This is a genomic window from Cohnella sp. 56, from assembly GCF_037963805.1.
Lineage (GTDB): Bacteria > Bacillota > Bacilli > Paenibacillales > Paenibacillaceae > Cohnella.
The window spans coordinates 162,456-188,887 of sequence record NZ_JAZDQE010000012.1; the positions used below are offsets into that span (position 1 = coordinate 162,456).

Annotated in this window: 17 protein-coding genes and 1 pseudogene; 15 read left to right on the plus strand and 3 right to left on the minus strand. The window is 58.9% G+C overall.

Going from position 1 to position 26,432, the window contains the following annotated elements; genetic code table 11:
- Positions 1-85 precede the first annotated feature (85 nt).
- The 10 genes and pseudogenes from VQ071_RS20255 to dgoD all read left to right on the plus strand — a co-directional run.
- Positions 86-1,177 (plus strand): hypothetical protein, encoded by a 1,092-nt coding sequence (locus tag VQ071_RS20255; protein WP_340516005.1) that lies wholly within the window; start codon positions 86-88, stop codon positions 1,175-1,177.
- Between the two features lie 33 nt (positions 1,178-1,210).
- The gene (locus VQ071_RS20260) at positions 1,211-2,968 is read left to right on the plus strand and encodes a sensor histidine kinase (protein WP_340516007.1); all 1,758 of its coding nucleotides are present in this window, start codon (positions 1,211-1,213) and stop codon (positions 2,966-2,968) included.
- Positions 2,961-4,001, plus strand: a complete 1,041-nt coding sequence (locus tag VQ071_RS20265) for a response regulator transcription factor (protein ID WP_340516008.1) — start codon at positions 2,961-2,963, stop codon at positions 3,999-4,001. Before VQ071_RS20260 ends, VQ071_RS20265 begins: the two co-directional genes overlap by 8 nt.
- A 181-nt stretch (positions 4,002-4,182) precedes the next feature.
- Entirely contained in the window at positions 4,183-5,124 is a 942-nt protein-coding gene (locus VQ071_RS20270; protein WP_340516009.1) for a DUF1861 family protein, read from the plus strand.
- Between the two features lie 17 nt (positions 5,125-5,141).
- Positions 5,142-6,572, plus strand: coding sequence for a sialate O-acetylesterase (locus tag VQ071_RS20275; RefSeq protein WP_340516011.1), 1,431 nt, complete (start codon positions 5,142-5,144; stop codon positions 6,570-6,572).
- Positions 6,573-7,622, plus strand: a complete 1,050-nt coding sequence (locus tag VQ071_RS20280) for a glycoside hydrolase family 130 protein (protein ID WP_340516012.1) — start codon at positions 6,573-6,575, stop codon at positions 7,620-7,622.
- A gap of 19 nt (positions 7,623-7,641) precedes the next feature.
- On the plus strand, positions 7,642-8,268 hold the full coding sequence (locus VQ071_RS20285) for an SGNH/GDSL hydrolase family protein (protein WP_340516013.1): 627 nt from the start codon (positions 7,642-7,644) through the stop codon (positions 8,266-8,268).
- Between the two features lie 106 nt (positions 8,269-8,374).
- Complete coding sequence (locus VQ071_RS20290) at positions 8,375-11,227, plus strand: discoidin domain-containing protein (RefSeq protein WP_340516014.1); 2,853 nt, start codon at positions 8,375-8,377, stop codon at positions 11,225-11,227.
- Between the two features lie 24 nt (positions 11,228-11,251).
- On the plus strand, positions 11,252-13,135 hold the full coding sequence (locus VQ071_RS20295) for a discoidin domain-containing protein (RefSeq protein ID WP_340516016.1): 1,884 nt from the start codon (positions 11,252-11,254) through the stop codon (positions 13,133-13,135).
- 1,669 nt (positions 13,136-14,804) lie between these two features.
- A pseudogene (gene dgoD, locus VQ071_RS20300) lies at positions 14,805-15,857 on the plus strand (galactonate dehydratase); the annotation flags it as partial.
- 54 nt (positions 15,858-15,911) lie between these two features.
- On the opposite strand, the gene VQ071_RS20305 reads toward dgoD, so the two are convergent.
- On the minus strand, positions 15,912-16,334 hold the full coding sequence (locus VQ071_RS20305) for a MerR family transcriptional regulator (protein WP_340516017.1): 423 nt from the start codon (positions 16,332-16,334) through the stop codon (positions 15,912-15,914).
- Between the two features lie 181 nt (positions 16,335-16,515).
- On the opposite strand from VQ071_RS20305, the gene VQ071_RS20310 reads away from it, so the two are divergent.
- A complete protein-coding gene (locus tag VQ071_RS20310) occupies positions 16,516-17,367 on the plus strand; it encodes an SDR family NAD(P)-dependent oxidoreductase (RefSeq protein ID WP_340516117.1) in 852 nt (283 codons plus the stop codon).
- 183 nt (positions 17,368-17,550) lie between these two features.
- Here the strand turns inward: VQ071_RS20310 and VQ071_RS20315 are convergent, their stop codons facing one another.
- Positions 17,551-20,157 (minus strand): GH116 family glycosyl-hydrolase, encoded by a 2,607-nt coding sequence (locus VQ071_RS20315; protein ID WP_340516018.1) that lies wholly within the window; start codon positions 20,155-20,157, stop codon positions 17,551-17,553.
- Positions 20,158-20,387: 230 nt separating this feature from the next.
- On the opposite strand from VQ071_RS20315, the gene VQ071_RS20320 reads away from it, so the two are divergent.
- From VQ071_RS20320 to VQ071_RS20335, 4 genes are all read left to right on the plus strand, one after another.
- Complete coding sequence (locus tag VQ071_RS20320; protein WP_340516118.1) at positions 20,388-21,164, plus strand: AraC family transcriptional regulator; 777 nt, start codon at positions 20,388-20,390, stop codon at positions 21,162-21,164.
- A 152-nt stretch (positions 21,165-21,316) separates the two neighbouring features.
- Entirely contained in the window at positions 21,317-22,441 is a 1,125-nt protein-coding gene (locus VQ071_RS20325) for an AAA family ATPase (RefSeq protein ID WP_340516019.1), read from the plus strand.
- Positions 22,438-23,211, plus strand: coding sequence for a hypothetical protein (locus VQ071_RS20330; protein ID WP_340516020.1), 774 nt, complete (start codon positions 22,438-22,440; stop codon positions 23,209-23,211). The genes VQ071_RS20325 and VQ071_RS20330 overlap by 4 nt, the downstream gene beginning before the upstream one ends.
- A 229-nt stretch (positions 23,212-23,440) precedes the next feature.
- A complete protein-coding gene (locus tag VQ071_RS20335; RefSeq protein WP_445293320.1) occupies positions 23,441-23,758 on the plus strand; it encodes a hypothetical protein in 318 nt (105 codons plus the stop codon).
- 69 nt (positions 23,759-23,827) lie between these two features.
- On the opposite strand, the gene VQ071_RS20340 is transcribed toward VQ071_RS20335, so the two are convergent.
- Complete coding sequence (locus tag VQ071_RS20340; RefSeq protein ID WP_340516022.1) at positions 23,828-26,266, minus strand: glycoside hydrolase family 38 N-terminal domain-containing protein; 2,439 nt, start codon at positions 26,264-26,266, stop codon at positions 23,828-23,830.
- Positions 26,267-26,432 lie beyond the last annotated feature (166 nt).

Genomic DNA, 26,432 nt, shown 5'->3' on the forward strand with positions numbered 1-26,432 from the left:
TTCGTTGCGGGCAAACACTATCGAAGCCATTTTTCATAATCTTCGGTCCAAACATCTTCGGTCGAAACCAGAGTGAGGTGGCAATGTGGCGAACATGAAAAATTTGTTTGTAAAATACCCGCTGATAACATCATTCAGTCCTTACGCAAACACCTTGTCGATCCTGGGTCAAAATAACAAGTCTTTACCGTGGGTATTGCTGAATTTTATCCAATTGGAATATGGCTTTTTAAATATGTCCGGTACGACGCTTATCGATGTCAATTTTTATTGTCCGGGCGGACTAAATAACTTTTTCCATTTTTGTCCTTACATTAATGTAGCCTGTATGGAGAAGACTGCGGTCGAGGCAAGCCTATCCGAATTTGTTATGAAGGCGATCGATGAGAACCATTATGTTTACTTGAATGTCGACAACTACTATATTCCCTATTCGCAGTTTTTCAAAAAAGCCCATGTGCCGCATTCCATCATGTTGTTCGGATACAATACGGCTACAAAATCGTTTTCCTATTCCGACAACTTGGAGGGAGGAAAATACGGCTATTCCACATGCTCTTTCGAAGAGTTGAATCTGAGCCATGCCTCATGTGCTGCGAATAAAATGGACGAGCCCGATCACTCATCGACTTCAGGTTTGATCTATTTATTAAGCATCAACAACGATTATGAAGACACGATTACACTTGGAAATATGGCAGACAAGCTTGAACAATATTTATATCCCACAGCTTCATGCAGCATTCCCCGGTTAAACTATGAAGTTCCGATCGAACATATAAAATTCGGCATCGGCGTTTATGATTTTTTGTCCCAATATACTGTCGAATGGGCTCGGCACGATAATTACATGGACGTTTTTTCCAAAAATTTTCATGTGCTGCACAATCATAAATTGCTGCTGACTGAAATAGGCAAAGTTGTCAGTCCGGTTATCGACATGGGGCTCGTCGCAGAACTATATGAAATTCAGCAAGAAACGGAAATCATCATGAACTTGTATTTGAAATATCGAATTACCAAAAATATAGATCTTCTCAAAAAAATCGAGCAAAAGCTAAGCGGACTTAAACAAAAGGAAAGCGATGTCCTGGTCGATCTTCGGGAAGCGCTTGAAGCCAAAAGAGAAGTATCGGTATGCGAATTCATTCCACAGCCCGTGCGAAGCTTTCAATAGTTGTATAATGAGAGCAGCGGGAGGGACAACAAGATGGCAATCGCCGACAAGCTCAAGTGGCACAAGCTGCTCTGGCCGGATACGCTGCGAGGCAGACTGTGGATCTTGCTCGTCATCGTCACGGTCACGCCGATCGTGCTCATCGGCATCACTTCTTATTATTGGACGTACAAGGCGCAGGAAGAAAAGATCGGCTCCAACTATCAATCGATGGTGGACGGCAAAAAAGAATCGATGGACAAAGTGTTCGCCAACTTGAGCAGCGTGTCCCAGTTGCTTGTCACCGACGGCGGCCTCGGGGACGATATTATCGATTACTTGCAAACCGACGATCCTGTACACAAGACGGAAGGCTATCTGGCGATCAACAAGTCGCTTGCGAACATTGTATTCTCGAGTCCGAACGTGAGCGGACTTTTCTTCTACTTCCCGAGCAACGAATCACCCGTCCAGTTCGAATCCGCTCCCTTGCGGCTCGCGTACATGCAGGGCAACTTCCGGGAGAACGAGTATCCGCCGTTTTACGTAGCCAATCAGCTATCGTATCACGGGCCGCATCCGTCCGCGTTCGCCAACCGCAGCGAGCCGGTATTCTCGCTCACCCGCAAGATCGACAACGGCTCGGGTCTCGTTTATTACATTTATGTGGAAACGCAGTTCGATCCGGCGGCCAAGCTGCCCTCCGGCGACAGCGGGGAATCCATCAAGCAGCTGCTGGTGAACAGCTCGAACGTCGTCATGTATTCGCAGTTGGACGGCCTCGCGGCCGGCAGCCCGCTGGCGGCCCAGGAGGACCGGCTGTTCCGTACGTTCAAAACCTTCACGTCGGCGGAGGCAAACGGCTGGCGGCAGTTGTTCCTCATCCCGGACAGCGTGTACACGAAGGAGCTGGACCGCTGGCGGATTCAATTTTTGCTGACGGCGCTGCTGTCGCTCGTGCTGACCGTCTTCACCGTCACGATCATCTGGCGGATGGTGTACCGTCCGCTCAACCAGATGAACAAGGAGTTCAAGCGGTTCGGCTACAATCGCAGCGATATGCCCCGTCCCCATACCCGGCTGCAGGAGTTCAACTCGCTGTTCGGCAGCTTCCAGACGATGCGCGAGAAGGTCGCGGAGCTGCTGACGGAGGTGGAGGTCAAGGAGCGCCGGAAGGCGGAGCTGGAGGTGGAGAAGCTCATGTCCCAGATCAATCCGCATTTCCTGCACAATACGCTGAACACGATTCAGTTTCTGGCGCTGGAGAAAGGTCAGAAGGATATTTTTAATCTGGTCAAAGTGTTCACGCGGGTACTCCAGTACAATCTGAAAAAAAACAATATGATCGTCACGATCCGCGAGGAGATCGGAGCGCTGGAGGACTATATCGAGCTGCAAAATATCCGGTACGACTATCGCTTCGACGTCCGCATCGAAGCCGATCCGGATATCGAATTCGCGCCGATCCCGCGGTTCGTGCTGCAGCCGCTCGTCGAGAATGCGCTGTATCACGGGCTGCAGAGCGATCAGGGCGCGATCACGGTCGTCGCGGAGAGAGCGGCCGACGGGAGCATATGGCTATGCGTGTCGGACAACGGCAGAGGGATTGCGGAGGAGAAAATCCGGCAGCTGCTAGAAGCCGAGGGCGATCGGAGATCGGGGCTCGGCATCGGGCTCAAGTACGTCCGCAAAATGCTGGAAGTCTACTATGGCGGCGAGGCGGAGATGACGATCAGCAGCGTGATCGGCGAAGGTACGACGATCGCGCTGCGCATGCCGGCTACGCTGAAAGGCAGGGATTCCGATGATTAAAGTGTATCTCGTCGAAGACGAGCCGCTCGTCCGCAGAGGAATCATCAGCATCATGCCGTTCGAACGATACGGGATGCAGCTGGTGGGAGAGGCGTCGTCGGCCGAGGAGGCGATGGCGGCGCTGGCGCAGACGGACGTCGATCTCGTCTTCACCGACATCTCGATGCCGGGGATGAGCGGACTCGACTTCATCCGCGAGCTGAAGCTGAGGAAGCCGAATATTCGCGCCGTCGTCCTGACCTGTCATCAGGACTTCGATTATCTCCAGCAGGCGCTGCGGCTCGGGGCGATCGACTATATGGTGAAGACGCTGTTCGACGAAGAGTCGGTCGAGGCGCTGCTCGGCCGGGTGTCCGCGCATATCCGGCAGGCGGCACAGGCAGGCGGACAGGCGCAGGACGCCGAGACGGTCAAGGACAAGGAAGAGCTGTCCAAAAAGTGGTCCGGTCTGTCTTGGCTCATCGTGGAGGACGAGTACGAGACGCTGCTGCACCGGTCGCGGACGCAGCTGCGGCTGACCGACTGGCGCGACCTGCTGATCGACGCCCATCGCCAGTGGAGACTGCTGCTCCCCGCGCTCCAGAAGCTGTCCGACCTGGAGCAGGCGCTGGCCGCGGCCGGATCGCCGGGCGAGCTTGGGGAGGCGGTATCCGCGTACCGCCGGGAAGCCAGGCGATTGCTGCGCGATACGATGTACTCGGAGGAGGTCGTCGCGTCCGTCGTCCGCGCGCTGGAGATGGTGGGCCAGTTGGAGGGAGACAAGCTCAGCCAGGCCGATATCTGCAAGGCGATCAATATGAGCATCAGCTACTTCAGCAAGTGCTTCAAGGAAATCGTCGGCGTGCCGTTCGTGCTGTACATGCAGGACCGCAACATCCGCATGGCCCAGCATCTGCTCCAGACGACGAACTATCCGATCTATCTCATCGCCGAGCGGTCGGGCTTTCAGGACGAGAAGTACTTCGGGAAAATCTTCCGCCTGAAAACCGGACTGTCGCCTTCCGAACATCGCTTGCGGAGCCGGGGGAACTGAATACGAATACGGCCGACCGCCTTGACAAGGGGAAATTTTTGTCCGGGCGGTCGTTTTTTTTGCGCCTCGCGGCCCCGGGGACAAAAAAAGCATCCCATCCCGCCAAGTGGCTCCGTAACGGGGGACGTCCGCGCGGCTGTATGATTAGAGCGTGAAGCGAGGATGAACAGGGAGGCGCAACATGCTGACTTACGAGACACAAGTGCAAACGATCCAATCGCTGTTGTGGCAATATGGCCAGGCAGACCCGCGAGGCATAGCGCTTCGCTTCGAGGGGACGGACGGCAAGGACGTATACAATATTACGGCGCCATTCGAGGATCGGGGACATACCGTTCTGGCGGGGCGGGTCGAGGGCCGCGATACAGAGCTGTCCACGGTCGTTTTTTTCAGACAGGCGGGCGACTGCTGGGTACCCCACCCGGATTATCCGACCTTTGCGCTGCAGGACCCTTTTTTCACGCGAATTGACGGCGAACTGGTATTCGGCGGCGTGCGCGTCATCGTCGACCCGCTCAATCCCGACAATATCGTGTCATGGGTCACAGAGCTGTATAGGGGCAGCGACATTGCGTCGCTCGCGCCGTTTTTCTCCGGCCCCTACCGGATGAAGGATCTGCGCCTCGTGCAGTTGGCGAGCGGCGAGATCGGCGTGCTTACGAGACCGCAGGGCTACAAGGGCGGCCGGGGCAAAATCGGATTTTACAAAGTGCGTTCCCTGGAGGAGCTGCGTGCGAAGGATATCGAGAAAGCGCCGCTGTTCGAGGAGCAATTCGTCGACGAGGAGTGGGGAGGCGCGAACGAGCCGCATCTGCTGGCCGACGGCCGGGTGGGTGTGCTCGGCCATATCGCTTCCTTCGACGAAGCCGGCTTCCGCCACTACTATGCGATGGCCTTTGCCTTCGATCCGGACACGATGGAGCGGACGCCGATGAAGATCGTCGCGACGCGCAGCGACTTCCCGGCGGGAAGCGCCAAGCGGCCGGATCTGACGAACGTCATCTTCAGCGGCGGACTCGTGCGTCTGCCCGGCGGCCGGGCCGAGCTTTACGTCGGCGCGAGCGATGCGGAGGCTTACCGGATCGAGCTGCCGGACATTTTTGCGGAGTACGAGCAATTGTAGAAAGAAGGGATTCGCAAGTGCAGCTTGGCGCCATCATCGAGCAAGGGCCTGCGGACTGGGCGATTCTCCAGCAGACGAACGGCCGGGCCGATATTCGTCTGTCCGGTTCGTGGCATCATCCCGAGCCCGCCGGCCATCCGACCGTGTATGTCAGGCTCGTGCGCGAGGATTCGAACACGGTCGTCGTGCCGTGGCGGGCATGCGAACAGGACGGCGATAGCACGCGATGGACGGCCGTCATCCAGGGCGTTCCCGCAGGCGGACTGTACCGCATCGAGACCTGCCTCAACGTGAACCGCCAGCCGATCGAATGGTCCGTCCGCGGGGATATGATCCATCACATCGGCGTCGGCGACCTGTTCGTCGTCGCCGGCCAGAGCAACGCCTCGGGCTTCGGCAGAGATGCGATCTACGACCCGCCGGAGCTGGGGGTTCATGTGCTGAGAAACCGGGGGACGTGGGATCTCGCCTCGCATCCGCTCAACGAATCCACGCGCACTGCGCATATCGACAACCGGGAAGGGAGCAACGGCGGACATTCTCCGTATCTGAGCTTCGCCCGCCTGCTCAAGCGGGAGCTGGGCTACCCGATCGGGCTGATCTCTGCGGCGTCGGGCGGCTCCCGGCTTGGCGAGTGGAATCCGGACGAGCAGGGTGTCCTGTACCGCAACCTGCTCCGTATCGTCGGGCAGCTTGAGCAGCCGTTCAGCATCAGAGGCGTGCTGTGGTACCAGGGGTGCTCGGACGCCTCGCTGAAGCTCGGCAGCGACTATCTGGCGCGGTTCTCCCGCATGGTCGCCGAGCTGCGCCGGGAGACCGGGCAGCCGGACCTGCCGATCCTGACGGTACAGCTCAACCGGCTGACGGAGCGCGCCGACGACGATGCGGACCGTAGCTGGGGACAGGTGCGGGAGGCGCAGCGGCAGGCGGCCCGCGTATTGAGCGATGTGTACGTCGTGCCTTCGACCGACTGCGGCCTGTCGGATGCGATCCACAACAGCTCGCTGTCGAACCTTCGCCTCGGAGAGCGTCTGGGGCGGCTCGCACTGCACGAGCTGTACGGCCGGCAGACCGCTGCCTATGCCCATGCGCCCCAGATCTTCCGCGCGACCCGGGAGGCGGGACGCCGCCGGGTGCGGCTGCTGTTCGAGCATGTGCATGAGAGGCTGGAAATGCAAGATACCGGCATCTACGAGGCCGACGGCGTTTCGCCGTTCCCGTTCCGGGTGGAGGACGAGCGGGGCACGGTGCCGATCGCGGGGTTCGTCCACGGACCGGACGGCGCGGTGGAGCTGGAGCTGGAGCGGGAGCCGGCCGGGCAAGCCCGGATTCACGGCTGCTTCGAGCAAAATCCTGCGGCGTTCGTACCCTTCGATCTGGATTCCCATCTGCCGATGCTGAGCTTCTACGACGTACCGATTTTTAACGAAGAAGGGACCGATAACTAGATGACCGTCGTCAGATGCGACCAAAATCCGATCATACGCCCGCAGGACATTCGACCTTCCGCGCCGGGCATGGAGGTGATCGGAGTATTCAACGCCGGCGTCGCGCGCTGCCGCGGCCAGGTCGTCCTGCTCGTGCGCGTGGCGGAGCGGCCGACAGGCGGCGATCCGTCGGTATATCTCACGCCGCTGTACGACGCCGAGGCGGACCGGATCGTCGTTCATGCGATTCCGAGGAAGCCGGAATACGACTTTTCGGACCCGCGGGTCGTGCGCACGCCGAACCGCAATTACTTGACCTCGATCTCTCATCTGAGAGTCGCCCGCAGCGACGACGGCATTCACTTTGCAGTCGATCCCGCGCCGACGATCTCTCCGGCGACCGCATACGAGAGCTACGGGATCGAGGACCCCCGCATTACGCAGATCGGGGACACTTATTACATCACGTATTCCGCGATCTCCGAATACGGCATCTGTACCGCGCTGATCTCGACCGACGACTTTGCGACGTTCCGCAGACACGGCAACATTTTTCACCCGGACAACAAGGACGTCACCATTTTTCCGCGCGCGATCGACGGCATCTACTATGCGCTCCATCGTCCGTCCTGCTCCCACTACGGCATGCCGGACATCTGGATCGCCGAATCCGCGGATCTGCTGCGCTGGGGCAATCACCGGCGTCTGATCGGCACGCGGGAGGGGTTATGGGACGGCGGACGCATCGGCGCGAGCGCCGTACCGTTCGAGATCGAGGAGGGCTGGCTCGAGCTCTACCACGGCGCGGACCCGGGCAACAAGTACTGCGTCGGCGCGCTGCTGCTGGACAAGGCCAAGCCCTGGCAGGTTCTCGCGCGTTGCGAACGGCCGATCATGTCGCCCGAAGCGGCTTGCGAGACCGAAGGATTTTTCGGCAATGTCGTGTTCCCGTGCGGCGCGCTGTACGAGGACGGCATCGTCAAGCTGTATTACGGAGCGAGCGATACGAGCATCGGTTATGCAGAGATTGCCTTGGCGGATATTATGGCTACGCTTGTCCAGACTTCATAACTAGAGGAGTGTCTATACGATGTCGCAAATCGACAACAACGCCGTCGTCCTGTTCCAGGGCGACAGCATCACGGAAAACTGGCGCCGCCACGAGGATGGCGCGAGCCTGGGGATCGGCTACGCCAATGTGATCGCATCCCAATTCGGATACAAGTATCCGCACAAGCAGGCTACCTTTCTGAACCGCGGCATCGGCGGCGACCGCGTCACCGATCTGACGCGCAGATGGCAGACGGATTGCCTGGATCTGAAGCCGACGCTCGTATCGATCTTTATCGGCATCAACGATACGTGGCGGCGCTACGACGCGAACAATCCGATGAGCGCCGAGCAGTTCTACACGCTGTACCGCAATCTGCTGATCGTCACCAAGGAGGAGCTGAACGCGGGCCTCGTGCTCATGGAGCCGTTCCTGCTTCCGGTCCGTGAGGAGCAGTGGTCGTGGCGCGAGGACCTGGACCCCAAGATTCAGGCCGTGCGCCAGCTCGCGCGCGAGTTCGGGCTGCCGTACGTCCCGCTGGACGGGCTGTTCGCCGCTGCCGCCGCGACGAGCGGTCCGGAATATTGGGCGCCGGACGGCGTGCATCCGAGCGCCGCGGGCAACGGCCTGATCGCCGAAGCCTGGCTGAAGGCGGTGAACGCCTAGGCGAGTGTGCATGCTTAGCCGAACCTGCCGGCCTTGCGGCCGGTTTTTAACCCGCATTTTGGTAAGCGCTATCATGCTTAAACTAATTTAAAGAGGAGCGTGTGCAATGATGATGAAAAAAGGAATCGCCATGACGCTGGTCGCCGCTGCGATCGCCTCCGTCGCGACCGTCGGGGCGCCGCGGCAGGCAAGCGCAGCATCGGTACCGGTCGCCCAGGCGAACGTCCGCTACGTCGATACGCTGCCGAATCAGCCCTTCAACTACAGCATGATCGACTGGAATCAGCGGGCGAGGAACTTCGACGCCGCCGTGTTCGACTTCGCGTCCACGGGCACGTACAAGCCGATCGCCCTGTGGGACGTCACCCATGCGAACATGGCGACGACGACCTTCAAGCTGCCGTCGTACGTCGGTCCGCAGAGCCCGATTCCGGACGGAGGACAGGAGGCGGTGGCAGGCATGGCTTCGGTGCTCGGAGGCGCGCTGACCGGCATCGACAAGAGCAATCAGACGGGCAGCGGCTATGCCAACGTCAACTTCGCGGACATGACCCGCACATACCTCACTTCCGAGGGCGTCATCAACAACAATCCGCTGGCCAAGACGGCAGGCGTGGAGTTCTGGTACGTGCTGCTGCCGACGCTGACGTTTGCCGGACTGGATCATCTGTATCCTTCGACCGCCATGGACGCCGCGCTGCAGACGACCGCGAACAGTTGGTACGATGCGATCGTCAAGATGGGCGGCAGCAACGTCAATTTTAACTATCTGGGCTACGACTTCGGCGCGAAGGCGCCGTTCACGGGCAACCGGACGGAGCCGGATGCGGCGATCGGGGCGGGCATGCTCGAATACTGGGCGTACAAGAAGTTCGGCACGCAAAATTATTTGAACGCGGCGAAGTGGAGCATGAACTTCCTGCAAAATCTGACGAGCAACCCGTCGTACGAGGCGCTCGAATATTGGGGGCCGCTGCTCGCCTCCAGGCTGAATGCGGAGCAGGGCGGACGCTACGACGTCGGCAAAATGATGAACTGGGCGTTCGATACGGACTCCGGACACCGGCCGACCTGGGGCGGGCTGAACGGCACGTTCGGCACAGGCGCGATGGACGGCCTGATGGGGTCCAATTACGATCACGGCGGCAATTACGCATTTACGATGAACACGTTCGCCGCAGGCATGGGCATCGTGCCGGTCGCGCGGTACGACCAGCGGTATGCGCGGGCGATCGGCAAGTGGATGCTTAACGCGGCGAGCAACGCGCGCCTGTTCTACAGCGACCAGATCGGCCTGTCGCAGCAGGACAGCACCTTCTGGACGGGCGATCCGAATCACGGCATCCCGTACGAAGGGCTGCGCTTCCAGAAGATCGGCGACAGCACCAAGGCGCCGTTCGCGACGGGCGATCCGCTGACGTACGGCTGGCCGTACAACACGAACTACGGCATTTATTCCGGCGCGCTGTCCGGCGTATTCGGCGGCACCGTCAAGACGACCAACGTCAGCCAGATTTTGCAGCTCGACCTGCTGAAGACGGACTTTTTCCACGATGCCGCCTATCCTTCCTACCTGTACTACAACCCGTACGCGACGAGCCAGTCGGTCAACGTCAACGTCGGTTCGGCGCCGGTCGACATCTACGACGCGGTCACCGATGCGGTGCTCAAGACCAATGTGACCGGCACGCAGTCCGTATCCCTGCCCGCCGATTCGGCTGCGGTGCTCGTGCTGGCGCCTGCGAACGGCACGAAGACGTACAGCGGCGGCCGGATTCTGATCGACAATGTGTTCGTCGGCTATCGGCCGTCGGCCAATCTGGCGCTGGGCATGAATGCGGTCGCCAGCTCGACGCAGAACGGCAATGCGGCAACCGGCGTCACGGACGGCACGACGGCTGTCCGCTGGGAATCGGGTCCCGGCGACCCGCAGTGGGTCTATGTGGACCTGGGCGCGTCCAAGACGGTCGGCAGCGTCGTGCTCAACTGGGAAGCGGCGTATGCGAGCGGGTTCAAGATTCAGACGTCGACGGATGCGGCGAACTGGACGGACGTCTATACGACGACCGCTGGCACGGGCGGCATGCAGACGATCCGGTTCGCGCCGGTCAACGCCCGCTACGTCCGCATGTACGGGACGGCGAGGGGCACGCAATACGCCTATTCGATCTATGAGTTCGAGGTGTATGCGCCGTCCAATCTCGCGCTCGGCAAGCCCGCGACGGCCAGCTCCACGGTCAACGGCAATACGGCAAGCGGCGTGACGGACGGGACGACGGCGTACCGCTGGGAGTCCGGGCCGGGCGACCCGCAGTGGGTGTCCGTCGATCTCGGCTCGCCGCAGGAGATCAACCGGGCGATCGTCAGATGGGAGGCGGCCTACGCCAGCGCGTTCAAGCTCCAGACGTCGACGGACGGGACGAACTGGACGGATGTGTATACGACGACGACGGGCAGCGGCGGCGTGCAAAATCTATTGTTCGCGCCCGTGACCGCGCGATATGTCCGCATGTACGGGACGGCGCGGGGAACGCAGTACGCCTATTCGATCTACGATCTTGAGGTTTATGCGCCGACGAATGTAGCGCTTGGCAAGGCGGCGGCGGCCAGCTCGACGACGAACGGCAATCTCGCGAAGTACGTCACGGACGGGACGACGGCGTACCGATGGGAGTCGGGGCCTGGGGACCCGCAGTGGGTGTCCGTCGATCTGGGTGTCGCGCAGACGATCCGCAGGGCGGTCGTCAAGTGGGAGGCGGCCTATGCCAGCAGCTACAAGCTCCAGGTATCGAGCGACGGCTCCAACTGGACGGATGTGTACAGCACGACGACCTTCAGCGGCGGCACAGCGGCGATCGGCTTCGCGCCCGTGACCGCGCGGTATGTCCGCATGTACGGCATCGCCAGAGGCACGCAGTACGCCTACTCGATTTACGATATGGAAGTGTACGACAGCTAATCGTTGAGGGGTGGAGATGCGACGATGACGAGACCGGCCGTTTGGCTAAGCTGCGTTGCGATGATGTGTTTTGTGCTCGGCGCTATGGCGATCGTGCGTCCGGCTCCCGCGCGGGCCGCGACGAATAATGGTTTGCCGAGCGACGAGAATATCCAGTATTTCGGCAGATGGGACAGGAGCGATGCCGCCACCTATCGCAACGATTGGGGCGGCGCCTACTTCAAGGTGAACTTCTCGGGGACGACTGTCAAGCTGAAGCTGGCGGCTGCAATCAATCTGTACGTGTCGATCGACGGCGTGGAGACGTATTATCCGAATGCCACGGGCACCGTCAATCTGACGCCGACCGCGCTGACATCCGGCGTTCATACGCTGCGAGTGGCCTCGACTTATTTCTCAGGCTACGACGGCCAGACGGAGCAGGGCGTCTTCAAGTTCCAGGGACTCGTGCTGGATGCGGGGGCGACGACATCGCCGCCGGCCGTGTCGGGCAAGCTGATCGAGTTCGCCGGGGACTCGATCACCGCGGGCATGGCGCTCGGCAAGGGGGCGCTGTCCGACTACGCTTGGCTGAGCGCGGAGCAGCTCGGCTACGAGCATACGCAGATTGCGCATACGGGCATCAACCTCGTCGACAACTGGACGCCCAACAATTTGCCGACGAAGATCGGCCTGGCGAAGCAGTACTTCAAGCTGCGCAACGGCAACTACGCGACTTCGCCGGACTGGGACTTCTCGACGTACGCGCCGCAGATGGTCGTCGTCAATATCGGGACGAACGATTACGGCACCGGCGTGCCGGCGGCCACGTTCAAGAGCAATTACATCGCGTTTCTGCAAAACATTTTCGACAAGTATCCGTCCACGGTCATCCTGGCGATGCGGCCGGTAGGAGGAGCGTTCGCGAACGAGATTTACGATGCGGTCCGTACCGTGAGCGCCGCCGGCAACTCGGTCTTCTACATCGATACGACCGGCTGGGTCAGCGCGCCCGGCGATTACTTGCCCGGCGATACGGTTCATCCGAACGACAACGGCCATATCAAGATCGCCAATAGGCTGATCGGGCAAATTGCGTTTTATCAAAAGTACGAAAACCTGGCGCTGAAAAAGCCTGCGACAGCGTCGTCCACGGAAAACGCCGCGCTCGGACCGGCGGGCTATGCCTTCGATGGGGCCCCGCTGTCGCGCTGGGCTTCGGGGGCGAGCGATCCGCAATGGATCAGCGTCGATCTGGGGGCGAGCCGCACCGTCGGCAGCGTCAAGCTGCGGTGGGAGACGGCTTACGGGAAAAGCTATAAAATTCAGACGTCGCTGGACGGACTCGCCTGGACGGACGTCTACACGACGACCACGGGGGACGGGGGACTCGACGCGATCTCGTTTGCGCCGACGCAGGCGCGGTATGTGCGGATGTACGGGATGCAGCGGGGTACCGGCTACGGGTACTCGCTGTATGAGTTCGAGGTGTACGCGCCTGCGAGATCGGGTACGCCGCCGATCGGCAGCACGATCTGGCTGAAGTCCGGCGCGAGCGGCAAATACGTCACCGTGCTGGACGGCAACGCGCTCGCGGCGACCAAGAGCTTCGAGAGCACCTGGGAGCAATTCGCCGTGGAGGACGCGGGCGGCGGCTACATCGCGCTGAAGTCGCTGCGCAACAATCTGTACGTGAGCGCGCTCGGCGACAGCAGCTTCGCGCATCCGCTGGCCGCGAGCGCATCGGCCAAGTCCGCCTGGGAGCAGCTCGAGTGGCAGGACTGCGGCGGCGGCCTGATCGCGCTCCGGTCGCCCTATTGGGGGACGTACGTCAGCGTTAATCCCGGCGAATCGGGCACCCCGCTCAAGGCGGCCAGCCCGAACGGCGGCCCGGCGGGCTGGGAGTACTTCGCATGGGGAGTCGCCTGAGGCGGGCTGGGCATGCTTCACATGAGGCGGCACAAGACGCGCCGGCAGCGCGATCTTCTAAGTATCGGATCATAACCGGAGACTGGCATCGTTCCGCCATTTAGTATCGGATCATAACCGGAGACTGGCATCGTTCCGCCATATGCAAATTGCAGACACGCCGCCAAGGCGTGTCTTTTTAAGCATTATTCAATTTATAACCTGGTGGTGGTGGTGGTGGTGGTGGTGGTGGTGGTGGACAGGATGAGAAAACGAGAAGTGGGCCGTGCATGGCATGGTATACGCTCAAGTGTACCGCGCAAAAGTGCGATATAGCCGAGCGAGGATAGATGCTGTCCGAGTGTACCGTGCAAAAGAGAAAGTGCAGTATGGATACCGATGATGAGACTAAATGCCGTTGCTGAGGCGCTCTATCCTGCACTTTTGTGAGGTAGCAGCCCGCGATCCTTCCAAACGCGGCGCTACCCTGCACTTTTGCAGGGTAGGCTTCCTCGTTATCACACTCAGCACCATATCGTCGCAGCTTGGGTGATCTAACCTTACTACCAATAAGTCGCTATCTCTCGCTGACGAGACAGTCCGGCTATGCCTCCTGCATCGCATACGATCGGGTAACGTTTTTTCGTGCTGCAAGTGCGGCTGCAGGAGCGGGCCGTCGCTGCAAGCGAGAAAATCCACCGCTACTGGAAGGCCGAGGGGGCCGGAGCGTGCTGCAAGCGAGAAAACTGCGGCTGCAGGTGGGAGGCTCCTGCTGAGTATGTTGCGATAAAAGCCGCCAGAGCGCTTTCCTCAATGGATTTGAATTTATCGGCATTCTTATGTGTTCGAAAAACGGCCCCGGGCACGGAATAGCGATGTGCGGCATCCTTATGTGTTCGAAAAACAGCCCCGGACACGGAATAGCGATGTGCGGCATCCTTATGTGCTCGAAAAACGGTCCCCGGCACGGAATAGCGATGTGCGGCATCCTTATGTGTTCGAAAAACGGCCCCGGACACGGAATAGCGATGTGCGGCATCCTTATGTGCTCGAAAAACGGTCCCCGGCACGGAATAGCGATGTGCGGCATTCTTATGTGTTCGAAAAACGGCCCCGGGCACGGAATAGCGATGTGCGGCATCCTTATGTGCTCGAAAAACGGTCCCGGGCACGGAATAGCGATGTGCGGCATTCTTATGTGTTCGAAAAACGGTCCCGGGCACGGAATAGCGATGTGCGGCATTCTTATGTGTTCGAAAAACGGTCCCCGGCCGGAATAGCGATGTGCGGCATTCTTATGTGTTCGAAAAACGGCCCCGGGCACGGAATAGCGATGTGCGATATCCTTATGTGCTCGAAAAACGGCCCCGGGCACGGAATAGCGATGTGCGGCATTCTTATGTGTTCGAAAAACGGCCCCGGGCACGGAATAGCGATGTGCGGCATTCTTATGTGTTCGAAAAACGGCCCCCGGCACGGAATAGCGATGTGCGGCATTCTTATGTGTTCGAAAAACGGCCTCGAGCGCGGAATAGCGATGTGCGGCAGTTACTACTTTTAGGTGTTCAAAAAGAGAAATGGCCGCGCATGGCAGCTGCGAGAGAGGCGTGAAGCGGAAGGTTCTTCTTGAGAAGGGTAGAAATGAAACTACGGATGGTTGCAAAAATATCGCCGCCTTCGTTTGTGCGGGATCGTGGAAGGCAGGGCCCGCACGGTGCAAGCCGCGGTCGAGGAGCTGAGCGGGTATCTGATCGGCAAGGATCCGCTCGCCATCGAGGACCATTGGCAGGCGATGTACAGAGGCGGATTCTATCGGGGCGGCCCCGTGCTGATGAGCGCCATCGCTGGTGTCGATCAAGCGCTGTGGGATATCAAGGGCAAGTATCACCAGGCCCCGATCTATCAGCTGAGGGGCGGCGCATGCCGTCAGAAGATGAAGGTGTACTCCTGGATCGGCGGGGACCGTCCCGCAGATGTCGGGCAAGCCGCATTGCGCGCGCAAGTCGAAGGCTTCACCGCCGTCAAGATGGACGCGACGGAGGAACTGCAATATATCGATTCGTACGCCAAGATCGATCAGGTGCTGGCGCGGGTAGCCGCCGTACGCGGAGCAGCCGGTCCACATCTGGGAATCGGCATCGACTTCCACGGCCGCGTCCACAAGCCGATGGCGAAGATTCTGGCCAAGGAGCTGGAGGCGTTCCGCCCGATGTTCCTCGAGGAGCCCGTGCTCCCCGAGAACAACGAGGCGCTGCGGGACATCGCGGCCGCTACTAATATTCCGATCGCGACCGGCGAGCGGATGTACTCCCGCTGGGACTTCAAGAGACTGCTCGCGGACGGCTATGCCGACATCATTCAGCCGGATGTATCGCATGCGGGCGGCATTACGGAGTGCAAGAAAATCGCAGGCATGGCGGAAGCCTACGATGTGGCGCTCGCGCTGCATTGTCCGCTCGGTCCGATCGCGCTGGTCGCCTGTCTGCAGGTGGATGGGACCTGCCATAATGCGGTGATCCAGGAGCAGAGCCTCGGCATCCACTACAACCAGGGGAACGACTTGCTCGATTATATCGTCGATCCGTCCGTATTCCATTATGTGGACGGCTGCGTCTCGATCCCCAGCGGTCCTGGACTCGGCATCGAGATTGACGAAGCCCATGTGCGGAAGATGGCGGCGATCGGACACGACTGGAAAAATCCGATCTGGCGGCATCAGGACGGCAGCGTGGCGGAGTGGTGATTCAATACGAACGGAAGGCATCCGTTTGAAGCCGGGAGGCTTCAAGGGATGCCTTTACTTGTAAATAAAGGTGCGTCCCTTGGGCGTCTCGCTTCCGGCCGAGCATGGCTGGCGCAGCCTGCCATCACCGAGCTTGGTATCGATAAAATCGACGACCTGCTGCAGCGACGCGATCTGTGCGGCGATATGGGCACGGTGGCTTTTCAACTGCTCGACCAGCTCCGGGTATTGCGCCGGATCGGCGTCGACGGACACGTTCAGGAAGGGGCGCATCTCCTCCAGCGGCATGCCCGTTTTTTTCAGACAGACGATTAGCCGGATCGTCTCCAGATTGTCCTGCCGGTAGATGCGGTGCCCGTTGTCCTTGCGTTCTGCGCGGGGCAGCAGCGCGATCTTCTCGTAGTATCGGATCGTATCTTCGGATACGCCGGTCAGCTCCGCGGTTTGCTTGATCGTGAATACTGGCTCTTCCTTCATTGCTGCAGCCCCTCTGCGATTGGCGTTGTGTGCATTATATAACTTGGAGTCCACTCCAAGTCAATCCCGGTTATCGGTCATCCGGCCGCCGAATGCGGCGTCTTGACTTGGAGTCGACGCCAAGTCGTACAATGCGGACGATGCGGGATCGAGACCCGCACGGGAGAGGGGACATATGGGAATGAGAACAAGCGATGAGGTGAATACCGCGCTGATTACGGGCGCCAGCGCCGGGATCGGGCTGGCATTGTCCAGGCGGCTGCTGTCGGAAGGCTGGCAAGTCGCGACGATCAATCGCTCGGCGTATGCCGCGGACGACCCGCTGATCCGGGAAGCCATCCTGGCCGGACGCCTGCGCAATTATCAAGTGGATGATCTGGCCGACTTCGACAGTCTGAGGCGGACGCTGGATACGGTCAAAAGGGAGGAGCGCCGGGTCGATATCCTGTTCAACAATGCCGGCGGGAGCTTCTCGGAGCTGAGCTACTCCAAGCAAGGCCGCGAGCTGCACTACGAGCTTATGACGGTCGTTCCGTATATCGTGATGACGGAATTGGAGGATCTGCTCGCCGGGGGACGGCTCAAGACGGTTATCAATACTTCTTCCTCCGCGCTTAAATTTACCAAGTCGCTCAGCATAGAGACTCTGGAGCGGCCCGATACCTTCCGCAAGCTGCTCGGCCCGTACGCCGCCTCGAAGCTGGCGCTGTCGCTCTGGACGCAGGCGGCCGCGCCGCGGCTGGCCGAGCGCGGCATACGCATCCGCAGCGTCGATCCCGGCGGCAACAATACGCTGAGGAAGGGCAAGCGCTCCGGGCTGCCGCTGCCGGTCATGCTGCTGATGAAGCTGTTCTTTGCGCCGCCCGCGAAGGGTGCGGGCCTGCTGTACGAAGCGGCGCTCGGGGAGCTGCGCGGCAAGACCGGCGTGTACGTGGAAAAGGGGCGGGTCGCCGAGTTGATATTCGCCGACCAGGCCCAGGCTGTGCTGAACAGAGTCGACGACATCTACAAGTTAGAATATAGACGAGCGTGACCGCAGGGATACCGGCTCCGCTTGACCGTGCATTTGGATTACTTCAAACTTTGGATCAGCTGTTCGAACACGAACTTCCCTTTTTTCTCCAACCCATCCCCGAAGCTCATCAGATCGGGAAACGATCTTTTGTAAAAATGGTATACAGGAGAATTCGCGCTCGCAGGGTGGAGTTCCTCTAAATCAATGCGAAGCGTTCAGCTCGATCCGCAGCGGCAGTCCGGCCGTGAACGTGCAGGGCGCGGCGAAGCGAATCGCGTCTTCGCAGGCGGTGTAGTCCGCCGCTTGTTCGCCGATCCGGACGGCGCCGATCCGCTCCAGCGCCTGCCGCGGCAGCTTCAGCGCGCGCAGCGCAAGCTGTCCGCCCAGCAGCGTCAGCTCGGCATGGTCTTCGGTCAGCTCGAACGTGCCCCAGCCGCTGCCGAGCGACCAGAACGTGCGGAACCGGCCGTCCTCGCTGCGGACGGGATTGAACCCGATCAGCCCCTGCACGAGATCGAATTCGAAGCCGCCGTAAGCGTTCAGCAGCGAATAGCTGGACATCGAGCGCGCATAGTTGCTGCCGCATTCGATCTCGCTCCACGGATTGCGCTTCTCGCCGTCGTACCGGTCGCGCACCGCCCGCACGATCTCGAGCCCTTCGTCGACCATTCCTTCCTGAATCATATGGGAGGCGACCTGGTACTCCATGCCGGTCATCATCTCGGTCGCATAGGGCACCGGGATATATGGTTTGCGCGTCTCGCCCGGCCAGGAGGCGATCATGAGGCCGGCCTCGTCGTTCAGGGCGAACAGCCGCCACGTATTCGCCTCGTCCCGAAGTGAAGGCTTGAAGTTGTAGCGATAGAGGGCGCGCAGCGCGCTCGCCGTCTGCGCGGGATCGAAGATCTCGCCCAGCCCGCTCAGATTGGCGTGCCACTGCGCGACGACCTGGTCGATGGCGCAGCCTTCGCCGATCTGATACTTGATCTCGCCGCGCTCCGCGTTCCAGTAGCGGTTGACCACTGCGTCGCTATAGGGCTCAAGCACGCCCCGATCGTCCAGGTCGACCCGCTGCACATAGTACTCGCCGTTGAACAGATGCTCATCCGTCCACGCCTTGCCCTTTTGGAACAGCGCCTCGTACAGCTCGGCCGTATCCGGCTCGCCCAGATGCCGCGCCATCTCCGCGCCCGCCTTGAGCGCGGCCAGATAGAAGCCGTTCAGCCACGCGCTCGGCCCGTAGAGCTCCATATCGAGCGTATGATGCTGCCGTCCCGTCAGGACGCCCGATTGCTGCGGGTCCCAGCGGTCCTCGTTCGCTTCGTCCCAGGCGTAGGCGATCGATTTTTTGATTGCCTCCCAGTTGGCGCGCAGCCAGGCGGTGTCGCCAGAGATCTTCCAGTCGCGGTACGCCTTGATCACGCCGCCGAACTGGCCGTCCACGCAGGCATGGAAGGCGGACGCCTCTCTGCCGAGCGGGAGCATGAGGCGGAACGACATCTTGCCGCTGTCCCACTGGTTGTACTTGAAGTCCAGCTCGCGCATGCTCCGTTCGAGCTGCGGGAACAGGAAGGGCAGCGCATAGGCGTAGTTCCAGACGTGGGTGCAGGAGCCCTCGCAGGAGCCCTCGTCCTCGATGCAGCCTTCGAAGCCGTAGAACTCTCCGTTCGTCAGGCGCAGCGTCGCCGCGGACTTGAGCACCGCGAGGTTGGCGGATACCGCTTCCGTGACGACTTCGGGCACCGTAGAGCCGAACAGGGCGTCCTTGAAAGCCAGCGTATCGGCCAGCAGCCGGTCCCAATGGTTCAGAGCATACGAAGCGCTGGCGGCGGAGTCGGCGAACAGCGAGGCGTAGTAGTTGCGCCAGATCGTCGTGCCCTCCGGCTCCTTGTTCCAGAAGTTGTGCACGTTCGGGAAGCTCCAGCCGATGACGAAGCGGACGCGCTCGCGCCGACCCGGCTGCACGGTGACGCGCGCGGCCAGCGAGGCCATGTCCGGCCGCGTCGTGCCGGCGGGCGGGTCTTCGTCGTAGATGCGATTGGCGAACGCGCCGGGCGTCGTGAAGTCGCGCCAGAACATTTCCAGATGATCGAGCCAGTCTCCGCGGTACCAATACTGCTGGTGGCTCGTATCGGCGGCGTCGGTCGCGATCGCGACATCGCCGAAGGCAGGATCGTCCGCCTCGCGGCGGCGCGAGGACAGCTTCAGCACACGGAGCGGGCGTCCGTCGTCCAGCGCGCGCTCGTCGTAGGCGTGTTCGGCTTGCCCGACCGCCTGCGGATTGGCTGCGCTCAGACAGACGGTGTACGTGATCGGGCGCGTGTCCGTATTGTCGATCTCGATCTCGAACAATGCGGCGGGAATGCTCGAATCGCGGTCATTGAGCGGGATGAGCGGGTTGTAGGCGAGCAGCTTCACGACGCCGGGAAAAGAAGGCTCGCGGAAGGAGAGGGAAGCGACCGGGAACTGCCCGGTGAACTCGGTATCGCGAAAATGAGGCAGTCCGGCCATCGTCGCCGTATCCGGCCCGAAGCCGTAGCCGCTGTGCAGGCCGGCGCCGCGCCGGGGCTGGCCCACATAAGGCGCCTGCAGGTCGCCGTTCAGCACGCGGGCGTCCAGCACCTTGCCGTCCTGCTCCGCCTTGATGCTGAAGTGGCTGTTGCCGCTCACGCTCCGTTTGTTTGGCCGGTTGAAAATTTCCCAGTCGATCAGCCGTCCGTTGCCGGACAGACCGATGGAGCCCGTGCCGATGCCGCCCAGCGGAAAAGAGATCTCGCGCGTATGCTGTCCTTTGTAAATTCGGCTCATAGCAATTCCTCTCTTCATCGTCATAAGATACTTGCCATGCAGCGCTGCTAGCCTAATAATAAAAGGCGATACCGCTGAAATCATTGCAAATAAGACATGAATTCGGTGTAAAAAACAACTGAATTTGTGCGGAGGGCTGCCTTCTGAAAATCGAGGATTATGACGTCGCACCCTACATTCGCAACGCGGATTATGCGATTCGCCGCCCCTTTTTTCTGGGAGAACGCAGCCTGCTCGACTACTTGATCTTCTACGTGCAGGAAGGCACGTTCGAGATCGAGCTGGACGGCCGCACACATGTGCTGAAGCCCGGGGACCACTGTCTGCTACAGCCGGGAGACCGCCATACGATCCGCGGCCTCGACGATACGATCAACCCGTACGTGCACCTCGACTTCTTCTACCTGCCGAGACGGCGGGAGAGCTTCATCACGCTGCCCGGCCAGATCGACATGACGCCGTACGCCGAGCTGATGCAGCCGAGGCTGAACGACAGCGAATCGTTCGAGCTGCCGATGAAGCTGGACTTCAAGCACCCGCAGCGCATGCGCGACCTGGTGATGAAGATGATCGAAGCCTGGCAGACGCGCACCTATGCAGGCCGGCAGACCGCGCACAGCCTCGCCCACGAATGGTATGCGGCCGTCGCGAGCGAGTTCATGACGGCGCCCCAATCGGCCGCGAGCCATGCCAGGCCGCTGCTGAACTGGATCACCTCATACTTCGCGCTGCATATATCGGAGCCGATCTCGGTCAAGGACATGGCGAAGCGGGCGGGGCTGTCGCCGTCCAGGTTCAACGTCGTGTTCGCGGAGACATTCGGTACGACGCCTCACCAATATTTGCTGCGGATGCGGATCGAGCATGCCAAGGAGCTGCTGCGGAGCGGCTATCCGATCAAGGTAGCGAGCGAGTACTGCGGCTTCGCCGACGTTCATTACTTCACGAAGGCGTTCAAGAGCGCGGTCGGCGTCACGCCGGGGCAGTATCGGGGGGCGGAGCGGTGAGGCTGTTTGCATTGTACGACAGATGTCGCAGGTGCTGTCTGTTTTTGTCGTAAAAAAATTACGGTGTTTATATATCGTTCTGTATATTTATTACGGTGTGATTTATAATGATAGCTGAAGGGAGTGTTATCCAAATGTTAAGAAAAATAACGATGAACAACTTTCTTTCGTTTAAGACGGAAACGACGGTGGACCTGAATGCAACAGGATATAAAGTATTAACGAACACAAACGTAAATAACAATACGTTAAAAGGCGCCTTCTTTTTTGGGGGGAATGCCTCAGGAAAGACAAATGCGATCCGCGCAATTAAAGTGCTATTTGACCTTTTGTTTGCCGAAAGAAATGTGAGTATGGCGTTGTATAGATGCTTGTTTTCAAATGAAAAAGTATTGGACTTAGCGTATGAATTCGAATTTTCCGATACGCGAATAAAATACTTTATTGAATATGCAATGGATACAAAAAGTTTCGTGGAAACTTTGTCAATTGCAGATGAAGTTGTTTTGAACCGAATTGGACAGAGCGCCAAATCTAAAATAACCGAGAATGATTTTTATAACGATATAGATTCTAATTCATTGCTTCTCCGGGAAATTTACTTTAATACAAAGTTTAGAAATCAGAGTTTACTGAAGGAATGGTTTGATTTTCTCATGAACTCCGTTTATATAGACGGCTACAGGGAAACGATCATTTCTCCCGGGAAATTAGACTTGGATATTAATAAATACCTTGATTATCAAGGCGTAGATGAAATTAATCGTTTTTTCGAGCAATTTAATTTTAATCAAAGAATAGAGTATTCCAATCTAAGTTCAGGCAATGTGACCACGATCGAATCGCCCGATGAAAAAAATATATTTTTTAAGCGAGAGGGAGTAGGAGAGCCGATTCCATTTCCATTGGAATCGTTAGGCAATCAGAAGTTGTTGCGGCTCTTGCCTTCCTTCTTCCATGTCGTCAGACATGGCGGATTGTTAATCGTCGACGAGTTCAGCAGCGGTCTTCATAATTTCCTGGAAGAGCTGCTGATCAGATACTTCATGAAGCATTCAAACAATGCGCAACTTTTCATCGTATCTCACTCGACCAACTTGCTCACGAACTCGCTTCTCCGGCCGGATCAGATTTATGCTGTAGATTTTAATGGGATTCACGGCAGCTTTCTCAAGAGATTTTCATCGGAACAACCGCGTGTAGCACAAAATCTTGAGAAAATGTATACGAGCGGAGTGTTTGGCGGCATACCGGAGTATAGGAATGATTATGAATGATCAGATTTAATCGCGATAAGAACATTGGGAAAGTGTTGCTTATTGTGGAGGGTTTGGACACTGAATTTTATTTATTGCATCGCGTTTTTACTCGAATCTTTAATTTCCAATTTGAAAAACTTAATCGCATGCTCAAATATAAAAAATTCAACCCGCAAGAGAGCACCCAGTCTTCAATTTTTGTCATCAATACGAAGGAATCTGCGCTCAAGTTCGTGAATGATGCCGACGAATTTCTGGATATGATGTTTGAAACGTTAATTGAGCAATATAAATTCCCCGTTGATCGTGCAGCGATCTTTTACGTATTTGACCGGGATGTGAAATCCAATACCGATCCGGTTCATATAAGGCATCTCATGAGATCGCTGAGCAATTCTCGGGAAAGCAACGGGTTCGGCATGCAGGGATTATTTTTAATAAGCTATCCGGCCATTGAAAGTTTCGTTGCTTCTAACTTCATAGACAACTCATTTGGATTGGCATTCGAGACAGGGAGTGAGTTAAAGGCTTATCTGAGGGATCAAAAGTTGAACCAGTGCAGAATTAACGAGGATACACTGACAAAAGCTGTTTCAGAAATGGTTCTCGCACTGAAGCAACTAGGTATAAGCGAATACGATCTGGACCATTTTTCCGACACGAACTTATTTATATTTAATCAACAGGAAGAATACTACCTCACGAACCGGAAGTACAAGCTAATCAGTCTTGTATGTATCATTTTGTTAGACCTAGGATTGTTGGCATTTGATGGAGTCGAGGATTAGCCGATAAGCCTCTCGAATTGGCCAACGGCCGAGTCAGAGAGGCTTATAGGTTGTGATGTTATGGACGCCGCTTCAACGTACCTATCCAAAATATCAACTGCATGCCAAAAACGTTCGTATGAAGCTTAGCAAGACTACAAGCGTCAAGGCTGCTTTCAGAAGCCTGTTCGATGAGGGGGCATTCCCAAACAGAGAGCACGCGCGCGATGGCTGTTTTTGCGTCAATACGATGGTCGAACTGGCTCCGCACGATGCGAAATTTGAAGTTTTGACACGCGAGCATCAGCTGTATTTGGCGGCCATATTCGAAGAGACGATCGCGCGGGGAATAGCTGCGGGGGAGCTCGGCGGTTCGGTAGACCGCCGGGCTATAGCGCAGTCCTTGGTGACCGCATTTGTCGGCATAACCGTCTTGAAAAAATCGAATCCCGGCCCGGAATGGATCGGCAATGCATTGAATCGGCGCTGTCGATGCTGCCCCCACCCGAGCGTTCGAAGCCGAAATAAAAGGAACACAGTGCATATCGTACTGTGTTCCTTTCATTAAGCTGCCTGGCATGGCAAGGCGTACGCTCGAAAGCATCGCGCAAAAGTAAGATATAGCCGTGCGATGGCCTTACATCCCCTCCATCAGCTCCCACTCCCGCAGGCTGCCGTCGGCAGGGTCCAGCCGATACGTGCCGATCTCGAATCCGCCCAGACGAATCTCCTGCGTCACGCCGAGCGAAGGAATCCGGAGGACGGCCGATCCCGGCTCCCCGGTCGGTTCGAACAGCCGGAGCACATAACCCGTGCCGTCTTCGGCGCGCTTGAACGCGGTCAGCAACAGGCGGTCGCCGTCCAGCTCGATGCCCGGGCCGGGTCGATTGCCGCCTCCGGCCGGGAAAAAGGACAGCGCATAAGGCCGCTCGTGCAGCACGAGCGCTTCGCGGTCGATGGCCCGCAGCCGCGACTCGCGCTTGCCTGCGTTCAGCCAGAACGTGTAAGTGCGCTCGCCCTGGTCGATGCGGGGAATGAAGCGGTCCTGCGGCAGGATCGGGCGATCCAGAATCGGGTGCGCGCAGTATGCGGCGCCCCGCACAAGCGTCGGCCGGAACGCGCCGCCGCCGCTGTCCGAGCCGTACACGCCGTCGTTGACGAGCGTGACCGCATGACCTTCGGCCGACGTCTCCGCGATCGCGGTCCATCTCTGGGCGACAGCCTCCGTGCCGTCACGCGGCAGCTGCTGGACGCCGTACGCCGTCTGTCCCGCATACTCATAATCTTCTCCCCACACAGTCGGTATCGACAGCTTGAGCAGCTTGTCCTTTTCGTTCCAGTACAATCGGGCCTGCACCTCGATCTCGGTGCCCTTCTTGGGCAGCAGGTAGGTGAGCACGAGGGCCGAATCGCCATATTCCAGCAGCGCCTCGACGACGGTTCTGACTTCTCCGTCTTCGACGACTCGTACGGCCGGGAGCACACCTTCGACGACGCCCGAGAACGCCGTGCTGCGAGCGGGGCTCATCAGTTGGAACCGGCCGACGACCGGCTCGAACTTGTCGGTGTCCATGCGCCACGGGTCCGCGTTGTCGGCGACGTATTCGTCGATCAGTCCGGTACGGGTGTTGATCTCGACCTGCAGCGACGGCGACCCGAAGCGGATCGCCCCGTCGCGCTCGGCAAGCCGAGGCTGAGGTTTCTGTTGCATTTTGACGATCAGGCAGTCGAACCGGTTCATCGACGCGGGCGCCAGCTCCGCCTCGAAGACGACGCGTTTGCGCCAATCCAGATTGAGGGCGCTTTGTTCTTTTTCCGGCTGGCTCGGCATCCGCTTGCCGTTCTGGTAGACGAGCGGCATGGAAAATTCCTCGGTCCAGTTCTGGTCCTCCAGCATGAATTCGCAGGCGAACACGCCGCGTACCGGATGCGGATGGGGATTGTAGACGAGAATCGGATATTCGCCGGGCGCCGCCTTCGGCTGGCCGGCCGCCAGCGCGAAGAACGCCCGCGCCTTGAGCCGCGAAGCGATCTCCAGGCCGTGATCCATGAGCCGCAGCGACGACTCCTCCGCCGCCTGAATCGAGCTGCCTGGCAAAATGTCGTGGAATTCGGCGACCATCAGATCGTGGAACGCCTCGGACAGCTCCTGCGCCGGATAAGCGGAGAGCCGCCCGTGCAGCGCCGCCGTCGCCAGCATCTTCTCGGTCATGAACAGCTGGCTCTCGAGCTGCCGGTGCTTCTGCTTGATGCGGATCATCGACGTATAGCAGCCGACGAAGCGGGGATTAAGATCGTCCGCATGCCGCGGCAGATCCGGCACACCGCGCAGCTCGGCGAAGTAGGCCTCCGGCGTGGAGTGGACGATGTCCGTCTCGCCTGATCCCATCAGCTCGCCGATCCGGTCGAGATCGAGCCGCGAAGGTCCGCCGCCGTGATTGCCGACGCCCCACAGCATCATGCGCGGACGTCCGGCATCGTCGTCTTTGTACTTTTCCAGCCAGCGCTCGATCTTCTTGTGCGCCTGCCCGAGGAGCGTATTGTAGCCGTCCGACAGTTGGTGCGCATGCACCTCGGAGCCGTCGAAGCCGACCCATACGAAGTCTTCCGCCGGCCCCGCCGACTTGTGCTCGGGGCGCATGAACAAGTACGAATCGTAGCCCGCCCGGCGCATGATCTGCACCAGCCCCCTGGAATGCCCGAAGGAGTCGAAGTTGATGGACGTCGTCGGCGCGGCGCCGAACTTGTCCTTGAAGTATCGCCTGCCGAGCAGAATCTGCCGGACGAGCGACTCGCCCGACGGCATATTGCAGTCCGGCTGCAAGTACCAGCCGCCCATAATATGCCATTTGCCGAGCCGTACGAGGCGCTGGATCTCGCTGAACAAGCTCGGCTCGTATTCCTCGATCCACTTGTACAGCAGCGCCTCGTTGTGATTGAATACATAGCCGTCGTATTCCCGGCAAAATTCGGCGGCGGCCCTGAACGTGGACACCGCTGCCGCAGCGCCTTCTTCCCATTCCCACTGCCAGACGGGATCGAGATGCGCGTTGCTGATCAGATGCAATTTTTTCAAATGAATTCATCCTTCCCAGGTCGTGTCCGTGCTTCAGTTTCATTTTCATCCCGGGAAGGGCGGGTGTAAATTCATTGGAATAACGTGTTTTTGCACTAAAATGATCAGTTGGCCGGTGCTGCCTTGTGCTACTATGAGGGAAAGAGATGCCGAGAGGGGGAGCCTC

What these genes read in the sequence shown, in the direction of transcription:
- VQ071_RS20260 (WP_340516007.1), top strand. Translation starts at nt 1,211, where the DNA reads ATGGCAATCGCCGACAAGCTCAAGTGGCACAAGCTGCTCTGGCCGGAT.
- VQ071_RS20265 (WP_340516008.1), top strand. Translation starts at nt 2,961, where the DNA reads ATGATTAAAGTGTATCTCGTCGAAGACGAGCCGCTCGTCCGCAGAGGA.
- VQ071_RS20270 (WP_340516009.1), top strand. Translation starts at nt 4,183, where the DNA reads ATGCTGACTTACGAGACACAAGTGCAAACGATCCAATCGCTGTTGTGG.
- VQ071_RS20280 (WP_340516012.1), top strand. Translation starts at nt 6,573, where the DNA reads ATGACCGTCGTCAGATGCGACCAAAATCCGATCATACGCCCGCAGGAC.
- VQ071_RS20285 (WP_340516013.1), top strand. Translation starts at nt 7,642, where the DNA reads ATGTCGCAAATCGACAACAACGCCGTCGTCCTGTTCCAGGGCGACAGC.
- VQ071_RS20290 (WP_340516014.1), top strand. Translation starts at nt 8,375, where the DNA reads ATGATGATGAAAAAAGGAATCGCCATGACGCTGGTCGCCGCTGCGATC.
- VQ071_RS20295 (WP_340516016.1), top strand. Translation starts at nt 11,252, where the DNA reads ATGACGAGACCGGCCGTTTGGCTAAGCTGCGTTGCGATGATGTGTTTT.
- VQ071_RS20305 (WP_340516017.1), bottom strand. Translation starts at nt 16,334, where the DNA reads ATGAAGGAAGAGCCAGTATTCACGATCAAGCAAACCGCGGAGCTGACC.
- VQ071_RS20310 (WP_340516117.1), top strand. Translation starts at nt 16,516, where the DNA reads ATGAGAACAAGCGATGAGGTGAATACCGCGCTGATTACGGGCGCCAGC.
- VQ071_RS20315 (WP_340516018.1), bottom strand. Translation starts at nt 20,157, where the DNA reads ATGAGCCGAATTTACAAAGGACAGCATACGCGCGAGATCTCTTTTCCG.
- VQ071_RS20325 (WP_340516019.1), top strand. Translation starts at nt 21,317, where the DNA reads ATGAACAACTTTCTTTCGTTTAAGACGGAAACGACGGTGGACCTGAAT.
- VQ071_RS20330 (WP_340516020.1), top strand. Translation starts at nt 22,438, where the DNA reads ATGATCAGATTTAATCGCGATAAGAACATTGGGAAAGTGTTGCTTATT.
- VQ071_RS20335 (WP_445293320.1), top strand. Translation starts at nt 23,441, where the DNA reads ATGGTCGAACTGGCTCCGCACGATGCGAAATTTGAAGTTTTGACACGC.